Source organism: Burkholderia sp. BCC1985, from assembly GCF_905339915.1.
Classification (GTDB): Bacteria; Pseudomonadota; Gammaproteobacteria; order Burkholderiales; family Burkholderiaceae; genus Burkholderia.
In genome coordinates this window covers 46,838-59,152 of sequence record NZ_CAJPGY010000014.1, presented here as the reverse complement: position 1 = coordinate 59,152, position 12,315 = coordinate 46,838, and the positions used below count along the sequence as shown (strand labels likewise).

General features: G+C 67.7%; 12 protein-coding genes. 4 read left to right on the top strand and 8 right to left on the bottom strand.

The window, feature by feature from the left end:
• Positions 1–37 precede the first annotated feature (37 nt).
• Positions 38–808 carry an IclR family transcriptional regulator domain-containing protein gene (locus U4Z31_RS16380; RefSeq protein WP_044843104.1) on the bottom strand — a complete coding sequence of 257 codons (771 nt, stop codon included), beginning with the start codon at positions 806–808 and terminating at the stop codon, positions 38–40.
• A gap of 162 nt (positions 809–970) precedes the next feature.
• Between U4Z31_RS16380 and U4Z31_RS16375 the strand changes: the two genes are divergently transcribed.
• Together U4Z31_RS16375 and U4Z31_RS16370 are read left to right on the top strand one after the other, a co-directional pair.
• Positions 971–1,204, top strand: a complete 234-nt coding sequence (locus U4Z31_RS16375) for an AbrB/MazE/SpoVT family DNA-binding domain-containing protein (RefSeq protein WP_044843105.1) — start codon at positions 971–973, stop codon at positions 1,202–1,204.
• Positions 1,191–1,604, top strand: coding sequence for a PIN domain-containing protein (locus U4Z31_RS16370; RefSeq protein WP_044843106.1), 414 nt, complete (start codon positions 1,191–1,193; stop codon positions 1,602–1,604). Before U4Z31_RS16375 ends, U4Z31_RS16370 begins: the two co-directional genes overlap by 14 nt.
• Positions 1,605–1,646: 42 nt before the next feature.
• On the opposite strand, the gene U4Z31_RS16365 is transcribed toward U4Z31_RS16370, so the two are convergent.
• Positions 1,647–2,948: a UDP-N-acetylglucosamine 1-carboxyvinyltransferase gene (locus tag U4Z31_RS16365; RefSeq protein ID WP_044843107.1), complete on the bottom strand. Its 1,302-nt coding sequence runs from the start codon at positions 2,946–2,948 to the stop codon at positions 1,647–1,649.
• 240 nt (positions 2,949–3,188) lie between these two features.
• Between U4Z31_RS16365 and U4Z31_RS16360 the strand changes: the two genes are divergently transcribed.
• Positions 3,189–3,929, top strand: coding sequence for an HNH endonuclease (locus U4Z31_RS16360; protein ID WP_321810838.1), 741 nt, complete (start codon positions 3,189–3,191; stop codon positions 3,927–3,929).
• 31 nt (positions 3,930–3,960) lie between these two features.
• On the opposite strand, the gene shiA is transcribed toward U4Z31_RS16360, so the two are convergent.
• On the bottom strand, positions 3,961–5,268 hold the full coding sequence (shiA, locus tag U4Z31_RS16355; protein ID WP_321795535.1) for a shikimate transporter: 1,308 nt from the start codon (positions 5,266–5,268) through the stop codon (positions 3,961–3,963).
• Between the two features lie 357 nt (positions 5,269–5,625).
• Here shiA and U4Z31_RS16350 point away from each other — a divergent pair, with 357 nt between their 5' ends.
• Positions 5,626–6,753, top strand: a complete 1,128-nt coding sequence (locus U4Z31_RS16350; protein WP_321810837.1) for a 4-hydroxyphenylpyruvate dioxygenase family protein — start codon at positions 5,626–5,628, stop codon at positions 6,751–6,753.
• Positions 6,754–6,823: 70 nt separating this feature from the next.
• Here U4Z31_RS16350 and U4Z31_RS16345 read toward each other — a convergent pair whose 3' ends face one another.
• The 5 genes from U4Z31_RS16345 to U4Z31_RS16325 all read right to left on the bottom strand — a co-directional run bounded on the left by U4Z31_RS16345 (position 6,824) and on the right by U4Z31_RS16325 (position 12,175).
• The gene (locus U4Z31_RS16345; protein WP_321810836.1) at positions 6,824–8,059 is read right to left on the bottom strand and encodes an NADH:flavin oxidoreductase; all 1,236 of its coding nucleotides are present in this window, start codon (positions 8,057–8,059) and stop codon (positions 6,824–6,826) included.
• Positions 8,060–8,180: 121 nt separating this feature from the next.
• A complete protein-coding gene (locus tag U4Z31_RS16340) occupies positions 8,181–9,515 on the bottom strand; it encodes a type II toxin-antitoxin system HipA family toxin (RefSeq protein ID WP_321810835.1) in 1,335 nt (444 codons plus the stop codon).
• Between the two features lie 2 nt (positions 9,516–9,517).
• Positions 9,518–9,940 carry a helix-turn-helix transcriptional regulator gene (locus U4Z31_RS16335; RefSeq protein WP_321810834.1) on the bottom strand — a complete coding sequence of 141 codons (423 nt, stop codon included), beginning with the start codon at positions 9,938–9,940 and terminating at the stop codon, positions 9,518–9,520.
• Positions 9,941–10,115: 175 nt separating this feature from the next.
• Positions 10,116–11,240, bottom strand: a complete 1,125-nt coding sequence (gene ribBA / locus U4Z31_RS16330; protein ID WP_321810833.1) for a bifunctional 3,4-dihydroxy-2-butanone-4-phosphate synthase/GTP cyclohydrolase II — start codon at positions 11,238–11,240, stop codon at positions 10,116–10,118.
• Positions 11,237–12,175 carry an alpha/beta hydrolase gene (locus tag U4Z31_RS16325; protein WP_321810832.1) on the bottom strand — a complete coding sequence of 313 codons (939 nt, stop codon included), beginning with the start codon at positions 12,173–12,175 and terminating at the stop codon, positions 11,237–11,239. The genes ribBA and U4Z31_RS16325 overlap by 4 nt, the downstream gene beginning before the upstream one ends.
• Between the last annotated feature and the right edge of the window lie 140 nt (positions 12,176–12,315).

The following is a 12,315-nucleotide window of genomic DNA, read 5'->3' as shown; positions in this document are numbered from 1 at the left end:
GTGCGCGGGATGTCGTGCGCGCGGCTCGCGTGAATCCCTAAAGCACGTTGAGCATCGCGAGCGCGGTTTCCTGCAGATGCGGCAGCACGCGCCGCACGGCCGCGTCGGTCGTCTCCGTGCCGATCGGCATGTTCGTGCTCAGTGCGGCGACGACTTCGCCGTGACGGTTCTTCAGCGGCACCGCGATGCCGCGCACGCCGACCTGCAATTGCTGCTCGATCACCGCGAAGCCCGCGTCGCGCGCGTGGTCGACCTGTTCGAGCAGGCGCGCTTTGTTGGTGATCGTGTGCGGCGTGAACGGCGCGAGTTCGGTGTCGTCGAGCCACGTACGGACGGCCTCGCGATCGGGATGATGCGCGAGCAGCACGACGCCCGGCGACGTCAGCGGGGCGGGCACGCGTGCGCCGAGCACGAAACCGGTCGTCATCACGCGCGACACGCCGTTGCGGGCGATGAACACGAGTTCCCAGCCGTCGAGCACGCTCACGTACGCCGATTCGTTCAGCGACGCGCTCAGTTGCTGCAGATAGGGCTGGACCGTGCGCGGCAGGCGCGCCGAATCGAAGTACGACCAGCCGACCCGCAGCACGCGCGGCGTGAGGCCGTACAGCTTGCCGTCGGTGTACACGTAGCCGAGCGATTCGAGCGTCAGCAGGTAGCGCCGCGCGGCCGTGCGCGTGAGGCCGGTGCGGGCGGCGGCCTGGGTCGGCGTCATTCGCGCGTGCTGGCTGTCGAATGCCTCGAGGATCATCAGGCCCTTTTCGAGGCCGGCAATCCAGTCGCGTCGGTCGAGGTCGGGCTTTTTCATGGTCGGGGACGCGTCGTGCGCGGTGTTCGTGCGGGAGTGGGCGATTATCGCGCGGCGCGGCGGACAATGCGATATGCGGCGAGCCGGCGCTGTCCGTTCGGCCAGCTGTGCGGTCTCGCATCGCAGATATACAATTTATCTTGTATATCCATGGAGGTTCGTATGCAGGTTGCAAAGTGGGGCAATAGCCTGGCGGTCCGCCTTCCGGCCAGTGTGGTCGACGCACTGGAGCTTCGCGAGGGGGACGATATCGAAATCGTCGTCGACAGTCCGCGCGTTTTCGCCGTGCGTCGCAAGCCGAGGCCGGACGAGCTTCTGCAGCGATTGAGGCGTTTCAGGGGCAAGCTGCCCGCCGACTTCAAGTTCAGCCGGGACGACGCGAATGAGCGGGATTGAGTCGGCGAAATCGTTCGTCGACAGCAATGTCGTGCTTTATCTGTTGTCCGAGGACGAAACCAGGGCAAATCGTGCGGAGGCGCTATTCCTTCGGCGGCCGACCATCAGCGTTCAGGTACTGAACGAAGTCGCCAGCGTTTGCAGCCGCAAATTGCGGATGCCCTGGCGCGAGGTTGGGCAGTTTCTGGAGCCGATCAGGAGTTTGTGCCATGTCGTGCCGATCACGGTCGATACGCACGACCTCGCTCGAAGGCTGGCGGAGCGGCATCGCTTGTCCTTCTACGACGCGTGCATCGTGGCAGCTGCGTCGATCGAGGGTTGCGAATACCTGTACACCGAGGACATGCACGACGGCTTGAGCGTGGAGGGCGGTCCGGAGTTGCGAAATCCGTTTGCCTGAGGATGCGGCGCGAACGTTACACGCGCCGCATCCGGGTCGACGTTACTCGCTGCTCGTCCACTCGACGTTCGCACCGACCGAACGCAGGTTTTCGACGAAATGCGGGTGCGCGCGGCGGATCGGCAGCGCGTTCATGATTTCCGAGCGGCCTTCGATGCTCGCGGCCACCATCAGCAGCGCGATCGCGACACGGATGATGTACGGGCTCTCGACGCGCGCCGGCGTCAGCTGCAGGCCGCCGAACGTGATCAGCCGGTGCGGATCGGACAGCAGCACGTGCGCGCCGAATTTCGACAGTTCGCCGGACCAGCCGAGCGCGCCGTCGTAGACCTTGTTCCAGAACATCGCGCTGCCTTCTGCGCGCACGCCGAGCGCGATGAAGATCGGCAGCAGGTCGACCGGCAGGTACGGCCAAGGCGCGGCTTCGACCTTGGTCAGGATGTTCTGCGTGAACGGCCGGCGTACGCGCAGCGGGCCGTCGCGTTCCGCACGGGACCAGCCGTCGCGGTGCGTGACGGTCACGCCGAACTTCGCGAACGTGCGGTCGATCAGCGGGAAATGCTCTGGCGACGAGTTGCGCACCGTGATGTCGCCGCCGGTGATCGCGCCCAGTGCGAGGAACGTCGCGATTTCGTGGAAATCCTCGGCGAAGCGGAATTCGCCGCCGCCGAGCTTGCCGCCGCCCGTCACGCACAGGCGCGACGTGCCGATGCCTTCGATCGCGACGCCGATCATCGCGAGGAACTGGCAGAACTCCTGCACGTGCGGCTCGGACGCCGCATTCATCAGCGTGGAGGTGCCGCCGGCGGCCGTCGCGCACAGCGCGAAGTTTTCGGTGGTCGTCACCGATGCGTAGTCGAGCCAGTGATCGTTGGCCGTCAGCGGGCCGTCGGCACGGACGATCAGCGAATCGGGCGTGCGCTGGATGTGCGCGCCGAAGCGCTCGAACACTTCGACGTGCGGATCGATTTCACGCACGCCGAGCGTGCAACCCTTCACGTCGTTCTCGAGGCGCGCGACGCCGAAGCGCGCGAGCAGCGGCGGAATCAGCATGATCGACGAGCGCATCGCCTCGGGCAGGCGGTGAACGGCCGGGTCGAACGTCGTGTTGCGATGGTGGAGTTCGAGAATGCCGGTCGTGAAGTCGACCGACACGTCGCTGCCGAGCGTGCGGAAGATGTCGAGGATCTTGCGCACGTCGGTGATGTCCGGTACGCCGACGAGGCGCAGCGGCTGATCGGTCAACAGGGTGGCGCACAGGATCGGCAGGACGGCGTTCTTGTTCGCGGACGGCTTGATGTCCCCGCGCAGCGGAGTGCCGCCGTGGACGATGAGATTCGACATGATATGGGGGCGTATCTGTGACTGACGTAGGCCCATATGATGCCATTGGTCGGCGGGTGACGTGGAATGTTCAGAGGGGAAAAAGGGCTTCTGCGCGCGGGATTGACCGTGTTTGACGTTGGGCGAGGGCGGCCGACACGGACGCGGATCGATCGCAGTGTAAGGACAAAAAGGGGGGCAGCCGCGAATGCCCGGATTGGGACGGATCCTTATCTCGTAAAATCGAGGCCGGATTTTCGAATGATTCCATCCATGTCGACATCATCCCCTCAATCCCCATTTGCTGAAGAGGCTCCGGAGAATGCTGACGGGCGGCCTTGGACGCGCGATGAACTTCGAGCGTCGGTAGAGGAATATCTCAAAATGCTCGAGAGTGAGCGCGGGAGGCAGCCATACGTCAAGAAGGCGGTCTACGACGGGTTGGCTGGTCGATTCAATCGCACCGCGAAGGCGTTCGAGTACCGGATGCAGAACATTTCGTATGTGCTGGCGTTGATGGGCCGAGAGTGGCTGTCCGGACTCAAACCCGCTAAAAACGTCGGGGCGAACGGCGTGCTGATCGAGCAGTTCATCAACGAATGGGAGAAGCGGTCGGCTGCCCCGACCGTGAAATTCGAACTCGACGTGCGCGACGCGCTGAAAAAAACGCCGCTCGCGCCGCCGCCGGGCAATCCGAACCCCGGGACGACTAGCTCGACGGTGACTCAAATCCGCCGCGATCCGTTGGTGAAGGCTTGGGTGCTAACGCAAGCGAACGGGACCTGCGAATGCTGTGGCGAACCGGCCCCATTCAAGGGGGCGGACGGATTGCCTTACTTGGAAGTACACCACGTCCGCAAACTGGCGGAGCGGGGCCCCGACCTCGTGTCGAACACGGTGGCTGTTTGTCCGAATTGCCACCGTGCATTGCATTTCGGTGAGAACGCCCGGCTCCTCGTCGAGCGCCTTTACGAACGATTGCCGCGCCTCGTTCGCCCGTGACCGGCGTCGCTCACCGGTCATGGGCGCGTCCTCACTCCGCCGCCCGCATCCGCGCGGCGACCACCAGCGAGATCAGGCAACCCACCGCGAGATAGCCGGCGACCAGGTGCCACGAACCGCCGGCCAGGCTGACCAGCGCCACCGCGATGAACGGCGTGAACCCGCCGCCGACGACGCTCGCGAACTGATAACCGACGCCCGCGCCGCTGTAGCGGTATTCCGCACCGAACAACTCGGTGAAGAGCGGTTGCTGGACGCTCACGATCATGTCGTGCGCGGCATTGGCCAGCAGGATCGAGAAGACCACGATCCACGCGATCGAGCGCGATTCCAGCGCGACGAAGAACGGCACCGCCGACGCGAGGCCGATCAGCGCGCCGATCAGGTAGATGCGGCGCAGGCCGAAGCGATCCGCCAGCCATGCGAAGCACGGGATCGTCAAGCAGCTGACCGCGCCGACCAGCAGGCCGATGTTCAGGAACAGATCGCGCGACATGCCGAGGTTCGACGTCGAATAGCTGAGCGCGAACGCGGTGACGATATACATCGTGAACAGTTCGGCGAGCCGCAGCGCGACGATCAGCAGGAAAGCCTTCGGATGGCGCGTCAGCGCCTCCAGCACCGGCAGGCGCAGCTTGCGATTGCCGTGCTCGACCTTCTCGACGAATTCCTGCGACTCGTCCATGCTCTTGCGGACCCACAGCCCGATCAGCACCAGCACGATGCTGAACACGAACGGCAGGCGCCAGCCCCACGACTTGAACGCGGCCTCGCCGAGCGTATGGCTCAGGATCGACACGATCCCCGTGGCCAGCACGAGCCCGACGCCGTAGCCGACCTGCACGCCGCTGCTGTAGAACGCCTTTTTCTGCTTCGGTGCGCTCTCGACGGCCATCAGCGCTGCGCCGCCCCATTCGCCACCGACCGCGAAGCCCTGGATCGCACGCATCAGCACCAGCAGCACGGGCGCCCACCAGCCGATCGTCGCGAAGCTCGGCAGCAGGCCGATCGCGACGGTCGACAGCCCCATCAGCATCACGGTCAGCACGAGCATCCGCTTGCGGCCGAGCCGGTCGCCGTAATGGCCGAACACGACGCCGCCGAGCGGCCGGAACAGGAAGCCGACGCCGAAGGTCGCGAACGCCGCGAGCGTGCCCATGGTCGGGCTGACCTTCGGAAAGAATTCGGAATTGAAGACGAGTGCGGCGACGATCCCGTACAGCAGGAAGTCGTACCAGTCGACGACGGCACCGACGAAGCTGCCGATCGCGGCCTTGCGGGCCTGGCTGCGCGCGCGGGCGCCGGCGGCGGCGTCGAGGGTGTCGAAGGTTGGGGTCATGGCGAAGTCTCCTGGCATGGCGCATCGTGGAATCGTGGCGGCGCCGCGTCCGATGCTGCATTGAAGTCGATGGGTGGACGGAGAATAGGGCGCGCGCCGCGCGACGGCAATTGGCCGATCGGACAAAATGCGCGATTATCGCTCTTTTATGTGCGATTATCGAACGGATCCCGGGTTTGCACTAGGCGAGGCATTCGTATCCCGTTCGGCCAGGGTGTGCCGGCGTGAACGATCTGGTTAAAATCGGGACCATCAAAACCTTGCCCGAATCGGGCGGACACCCGGCCACCCCATCGGCCGGGCATGCCGCACGCGCCGGGCGTCATCCCCATCGACCGCATACCCCCGGAGACTGTAATGCCCGGCAATTCCCACCCCCTGTCCAGCGATACGCCGCCCGTTGCCGATCCGGCCGCCAATCCGCTCGGGATGGCCGGACTCGAATTCGTCGAGTTCGCGGCGCCGGTGCCGGACGCGCTCGCGCAACGCTTCGAGCAGCTCGGATTCAAGGCGATCGCGCGCCATGTCAGCAAGAACGTCACGCTGTACCGGCAAGGGCAGATGCAGTTCCTGATCAACGCCGAGCCCGATTCGTTCGCTGCGCGCTATGCAGAGGAATACGGGATGGGCGTGTGCGCGATCGGGCTGCGCGTGGCCAGCGCACGGCGCGCGTTCGAGCGTGCGATCGAGCTCGGCGCGTGGGCGTTCGAGGGCGAGCGGATCGGGGTCGGCGAGCTGAAGATTCCGGCGATCCAGGGGATCGGCGATTCGCACCTTTATTTCGTCGACCGCTGGCGTGGGCGCGACGGCCAGCGCGGCGGCGTCGGCGACATCTCGATCTTCGACATCGATTTCCGGCCGATCGACATCGCGACCGCGCATACCGATCTCGATTGCGCGGGCACGGGCCTGCAGCAGGTCGACCATTTCACGCAGACGGTCGGCGCGGGGCGCATGCGCGAGTGGCTCGACTTCTATCACGACCTGCTGCACTTCCGCGAAATCCATGAAATCGACGCGCACTGGCATGTGTCGGAAGAGTCGCGCGTGATGGTGTCGCCGTGCGGCGCGGTGCGGATTCCGGTCTACGAGGAAGGCACGCGCCGCACCGAGCTGATGCACGCGTATTTGCCGGACCATCCGGGCGAAGGCGTCCAGCACGTTGCGCTGGCGACCGACGACATCCTGGCGAGCGTCGATGCGCTGCGCGCGAACGGCGTCGAATTCATCGAACCGCCGGCGCGCTATTACGACGAAGTCGATGTGCGGCTGCCGGGGCACGGCGTCGATCTCGACGCGCTGCGCCGCCGCGCGGTGCTGGTCGACGGCGAAATCGGCAGCGACGGCGTGCCGCGCCTGTTCTTCCAGACCTTCGTCAAGCGCCGGCCCGGCGAGATCTTCTTCGAGATCGTACAGCGGCAGGGGCACCACGGATTCGGGGAAGGGAACCTCGCGGCGCTGGCCCGCGCCCGCGACGCCGGGTGAGCGACAGAGGGCGTGGTCGCGTAGTGGCCACGGCCGCGAGTGCGACTGCGGAATCAGCGACCGCGTAACCTCACACGCCCGCGGCCGGCACACGGTTCGGCGCCGGATCGTTCGGCGCCTTGAGCGCGCATGCGGTACCGCCCGGCGTGTACATCGACACGACGCAGCGATTGCATGACGTGCAGCCCGATTGCGCGATGCGGCCGTCGCGCAGTTCGTTCACGAAACCCGGCTCGAACACGAGCGCGCGGGCGAGCGCCACCGCGTCGAATCCTTCGCGCATCGCCAGCGCGACGTTCTCGCGCGAGCGCACGCCGCCGAGATAGGCGAGCGGCATCCGGACGGCCGCTCGCACCTGCCGCGAATGCTCGAGGAAATACATCTCCCGAAACGCGCCCATCTTCGGCTCGGTGAGCTTCTGCAGCGCCATCGCGGTGCGCACGATCGCGTTGTCGGCGTTCGCGCGCGCCTCGCCGGGCAGCGGACTGCCGAACAGCTGCCACACCGACTCGACGTTCATCCCGCCGCTCAGCACCAGCAAGTGCGCGCCCTCGGCCTCGAGCCGCCGTGCGATCTCGGATGCGTCGTCGGGCGTTCCGCCGCCACGCACGCCTTCGGTCACGCCGATCTTGCAGACCACGGCGAGATCGTGGCCGACCGCATCGAGCACGCGGCGCAGCACCTCGACGGGGAACGTCGCGCGCCGCGCCGCATCGCCGCCGTATGCGTCGCGGCGGCGGTTGTACAGCGGCGACAGGAACTGGCTCAGCAGATAACCGTGACCCATATGGATCTCGACCGCGTCGAAGCCCGCGTCGCGCGCGTGGCGCGCCGCGCGTGCGAATTCGTCGGCGATGACGGTCATCTGGTCGCGCGTCATCGCCTGCTTCAGGAAGCGGCCGCTCATCACGCCGACCTTGTTGAACCCGCCCGACGCACTCAACGGACGTTTCGTCGACAGCGAAGGCAGGAACGTGAAGCAGCCGCCGTGGGTGATCTGCGCGGACGCCGCCGCGCCGTGGCGATGCACCGCGTCGGTCAGCGCGCGGAATTGCCGGACCGTGGGCGCATCGAGTCGCGCCTGGTCGACGAACGTGCGGCCGTCGTCGCTGACCGCGCAGTACGCGACCGTCGTCAGCGCGGCGCCGCCCGCGGCGATGCGTTCATGAAACCCGACGAGCGCACGCGACGGCACGCCGTTCGGCGTCATCCCTTCGTTGGTCGCGGATTTGATCAGGCGGTTGCGCAGCGTCAGCGGGCCGATCTGCAGCGGGCTGAACGCAGTATCGAGGGCGGCAGGTTCCATGTCGGGCGTGCGTCGGAATGGGGATGGCGACCATTGTGCGGAGCCGACGCCGGATCGCATCGTCCACGTGGATGATCCGCCGCCCACCGCCCACCGCCCACCGCCCGGGCGCCCGCACCGCCTAGTCGGCCGCGCCCAGCTTGCGCGCCTGGCGGCGCATCCCGTCGAAGATCGCATCGGCCACGTCTGACGGGAAATCCGCCGGAATGCGCGACGCGACGCCGGCGATTACCGGTTCGGTGCGTGCCGCCACATCGGCCATGGCCGCGCGTACGGCGTCTTCGGTCAGACCGACACGCGCGCCTTGCGCGATCCAGTGACGCGGCTGGATGTCGCCGATCACGTAATGGCGATTCTTCCCGCACACGGCCATCGCGAGCCGGGCGCGCCGCGGCGGCAGCTGGTTGCGGCGCGTGCCGATGATCGGATGCGCGGACAGCACGTCGTACAGCGGCGTGCTGCGATACGTGTTGCCCGGCAGGTGCGCGATGCTGAAATTCTTCGCGTGGCCGTCGATGGCCGCGAGCACCCAGAACACGAGCTGCGTGACGAAGAAGTTCGTCCGGTCCCGCGCGGCCTCCGCGGAATTCGCGAGGATGCCCATGATCGTCGCGATGCCGGGGCCGCCGTCGGATTCGTATTTGGCGCCCGACGGCGTGCCGGTCGCCTGGCACATGTCCTCCTGCGGCAGCCGCAGGATCCAGGTGCCGTCGCGGGACGGACGGCGGTCGAAACGCTCGACGATCAGCGCCTTCTGGTCGTCGAACCGGCCGATGTCGCACGCGGCGACCGGCAGGCCGTACGCGGCGACGATCTTCGAACACAGCCATTCGTTCTCGACCGACGTGCGCATGTCGGCCTGCATGTTCCCGACGCGCCCCAGCGGCAGCTTGAAGATATGCGTGGTCGGCGTGCTGCCGGCCGGCAGCAGCCAGCGATTGCCGTCGCGCAATAGCGCGGTCTTTTCCTGCGCGCCGGCGATCGACAGGCGCAGCTCGCCGTCCGGCTCCGCGTGGCCGGGCAGCGGCGCGGCGGTCGCGTGGCGCAGCACGTCGGCCACGGCCGCATCGTCGAGCGCGGTGCCGTCGATCGATTCGAGGTCGACCGGTGCTTCGTCGGGGGGTAACAACTGCAGCGCCCCGACGCAATCGCGGCCGATCGACGCGAGCAGTTCGAACGGCGCCGTCGACCCGAGCCGGTAGCGCTGCGCGATGCGGCGGCGGATCGGCTGGCTGTCCGGTAGCAGGTTGTCGAAGTAGTCGGCGACGATCGCGCCCTGGTGCGGCTGGTTGCCCGGCGTGAACGGCAGCGACAGCGACAGCGGACGGCCTTGCGGATCGTCGACCCACGCCGGCAGGTAGACGAGGCGCTCGACGCCGCGCCGGACTTCCCAGTAGCCGACCGGGATGCCGTTCATCCACAGGTCGAGGCGGTCGTGGCGGAGGCGGCGGGCCATCGTCACCAGTCCTCCCTTGTGGTGCCCCGAGGCTTGCCGGGCGTGGCGGCGGCGGGCCGTTTCCGCGTGGCGGCGGATGGGGCCTTCGCAGCGGCCGGCGGGCGAGCCGGCAGCTCGGACGAACCGGGCGAACCGGGCGAGCGACCGCGCGCGGCCGGCGTGCGCTTGGGCGCCGGCGCGGTGCCAGCGGGCGCCGCTGCGTCGTCCGGCGTGCCCGGCTCGAGCGCCAGGCGAACGCCGAGCACGTTCAGCACCTTGAAAAGACGTTCGATACTGACCGCGGACGGATTGGCTTCGAGCTGCGCGTACGACTGTTGCGTCACGCCGAGGCGGGCAGCGAGCTGCGCCTGCGTGAACCCCGCCGACTTCCGGAAGCCGACGAGGATCGGGCGCAACTGGCTCAAGGTCTGGACAGGGAATGCCATGGGCTCTCCGCGCAATGACAGGCGATCGTTTGTAATCGGAAAATACAGTCTATGGTATGTATCGTCAAAATACAAACCCGAGACTGTATTTCATAAAAACAAACGATAGCCTGTCAAGCGGAAACCCGTGGGGCGGTGCCAGGACGCGCGGCACGCGCCCGTCAGCCCGGCATCATCACGCCGCCCGCAGCGGGCTCGCATCGGCGGAGCGCGCGCTTTCCGGATCGTCGTCGCCGAGCGGGATGAACGCCATGATTTCCAGGTCGTGCCCCGACAGCGCCGGCAGCCGGAACGGACTCGACAGCACATTCAGCCGCCGCACGCCGAGGTCACGCAGGATCTGCGAGCCGATTCCGGTCACGCGGCCGTCGCGGCGTGCATGGCCGGCCGGCGTTCGCATCGCGTCGCCGCGCATGTCGCAGTCGAGCAGCACCGCGACGCCGGAACCGGCCGCGTCGATCCGTTGCAGCGCCGCGTGCAGCGGCCACGAATGCGCGGACGGTTCCGCGTCGAGCAGGTCGAGCAGCGAATGGCATTCATGCACGCGCGTCAGCACGGGTGTCGACGGATCGGGCTCGCCGCGCACCAGCGCAAGATGCGGCGCACCGTGCACGGTGTCGCGATACTCGATCGCGCGGAACCGGCCCCACGGCGTATGCAGCGGCCGTTCGCCGACACGCTCGACGAGCGATTCGTGCTCGCGGCGGTAATGGATCAGGTCCGCGATCGTGCCGATCTTCAGCCCGTGATGCGCGGCGAACGTCCGCAGCTCGGGCAGCCGCGCCATCGTGCCGTCGTCGTTCATCACCTCGCAGATCACCGACGCGGGCGTGAGCCCGGCGAGCGCCGCGAGATCGCAGCCGGCCTCCGTGTGTCCCGCGCGCACCAGCACGCCGCCCGGGCGCGCGGCGATCGGAAACACGTGGCCGGGCTGCACGAGATCGTCGGGACGCGCGCCCGCGCGCACCGCCGCGCGGATCGTCCGGGCGCGATCGGCTGCCGAAATGCCGGTCGTCACGCCCTCGGCCGCCTCGATGCTCACAGTGAACGCGGTGCCGAACGGCGTGCCGTTGCGATCGGCCATCGGCGGCAGACGCAGTTGCTCGCAGCGCTCCGCGGTCAGCGTCAGGCAGATCAGCCCGCGCCCGAAGCGCGCCATGAAGTTGATCGCGTCGGGCGTCACGTGATCGGCCGCGATCACGAGGTCGCCTTCGTTTTCGCGGTCCTCCTCGTCGACGAGCAGGACCATCCGTCCCGCACGCAGCTCGTCGACGATTTCCGGCGTGCTGGCGAGCGTCATTGCGCCTCCGTCGCGTCGAAGGCGCGGCGCAGCGCGTCGGCGCCGAAGGTCAGCGCGCGATCGGCCGCGTCGACTGCGCCGAGCATGCTCGCGAAGCCGTGCAGCTGGCCCGGCCAGCGCACGAGCGAGACCGGCGTGCCGGCCTGCGCGAGACGCAGTGCGTACGCTTCGGCCTCGTCGCGCAACGGATCGAATTCCGCGCTGACGATGGTGGCCGGCGCCGCGCCCGACAGGTCCGCCACGGAGAGCGGGCTCGCGAGCGGCGATGCACGGTCGGCGCCGTCGTCGAAATACTGGCGCTTGAACCAGCGCATCGCGTCCGCCGTCAGGAAATAGCCTTCGCCGAGCGATTCGTACGACGGATGCTCGGTCGCGCAATCGACGACCGGATACAGCAGCAACTGGTGCGCGATCGCGATGCCCGAGCCGCGCAACTGCAGCGCGGCGACCGCGGCCAGGTTGCCGCCCGCGCTGTCGCCGGCCACGGCGATCGCCCCGGCGCGCGCGCCGAGATCGCGCGCACCGGCGGCGGCCCAGCGCACCGCGTCGCAAGCGTCCTGCGCGGCTGCCGGGAAGCGCGCTTCGGGCGCGAGCCGGTAATCGACCGACAGCACGAGCGTGCGCGCCCGCCTGGCAAGACTGCGGCACAGGTTCGCGTGCGAATCGATCCCGCACGCGACGAAGCCGCCACCGTGGAAAAACACGGTCAGCGGCAACGGCCCGTCGGCATCGGGCCGATACAGTCGTGCGGATAACTGACGACCCGGCGCCGGGATCTGCCAGTCCTCTTCGGCGGCAATCGCGTCGCCGGGCGCGAACGCGCTGCCTCCGGCGAGGCTCGCACGGTACGCGGGCACGGTCAGTCGATCGAAATCGATCGCGGGCACTTGGGCGAGCGCGGCGAGCAGCGCCTGCGCCTGAGGGTCGAGCGGCATTGGAACTCCTGTCTGAATCGGATGCGGTCTGAATCAGGTAAACCCGCATCGCGGTTTTCCCTGAGCCCGCGCCGGATGCTTGCCGGCACGGCCTGACGGGCATTCCAGCGCAGCGGGCAGGGCGCCACATCATCCGATTG

What these genes read in the sequence shown, in the direction of transcription:
- U4Z31_RS16380 (WP_044843104.1), bottom strand. Translation starts at nt 808, where the DNA reads ATGAAAAAGCCCGACCTCGACCGACGCGACTGGATTGCCGGCCTCGAA.
- U4Z31_RS16375 (WP_044843105.1), top strand. Translation starts at nt 971, where the DNA reads ATGCAGGTTGCAAAGTGGGGCAATAGCCTGGCGGTCCGCCTTCCGGCC.
- U4Z31_RS16370 (WP_044843106.1), top strand. Translation starts at nt 1,191, where the DNA reads ATGAGCGGGATTGAGTCGGCGAAATCGTTCGTCGACAGCAATGTCGTG.
- U4Z31_RS16365 (WP_044843107.1), bottom strand. Translation starts at nt 2,948, where the DNA reads ATGTCGAATCTCATCGTCCACGGCGGCACTCCGCTGCGCGGGGACATC.
- U4Z31_RS16360 (WP_321810838.1), top strand. Translation starts at nt 3,189, where the DNA reads ATGATTCCATCCATGTCGACATCATCCCCTCAATCCCCATTTGCTGAA.
- shiA (WP_321795535.1), bottom strand. Translation starts at nt 5,268, where the DNA reads ATGACCCCAACCTTCGACACCCTCGACGCCGCCGCCGGCGCCCGCGCG.
- U4Z31_RS16350 (WP_321810837.1), top strand. Translation starts at nt 5,626, where the DNA reads ATGCCCGGCAATTCCCACCCCCTGTCCAGCGATACGCCGCCCGTTGCC.
- U4Z31_RS16345 (WP_321810836.1), bottom strand. Translation starts at nt 8,059, where the DNA reads ATGGAACCTGCCGCCCTCGATACTGCGTTCAGCCCGCTGCAGATCGGC.
- U4Z31_RS16340 (WP_321810835.1), bottom strand. Translation starts at nt 9,515, where the DNA reads ATGGCCCGCCGCCTCCGCCACGACCGCCTCGACCTGTGGATGAACGGC.
- U4Z31_RS16335 (WP_321810834.1), bottom strand. Translation starts at nt 9,940, where the DNA reads ATGGCATTCCCTGTCCAGACCTTGAGCCAGTTGCGCCCGATCCTCGTC.
- ribBA (WP_321810833.1), bottom strand. Translation starts at nt 11,240, where the DNA reads ATGACGCTCGCCAGCACGCCGGAAATCGTCGACGAGCTGCGTGCGGGA.
- U4Z31_RS16325 (WP_321810832.1), bottom strand. Translation starts at nt 12,175, where the DNA reads ATGCCGCTCGACCCTCAGGCGCAGGCGCTGCTCGCCGCGCTCGCCCAA.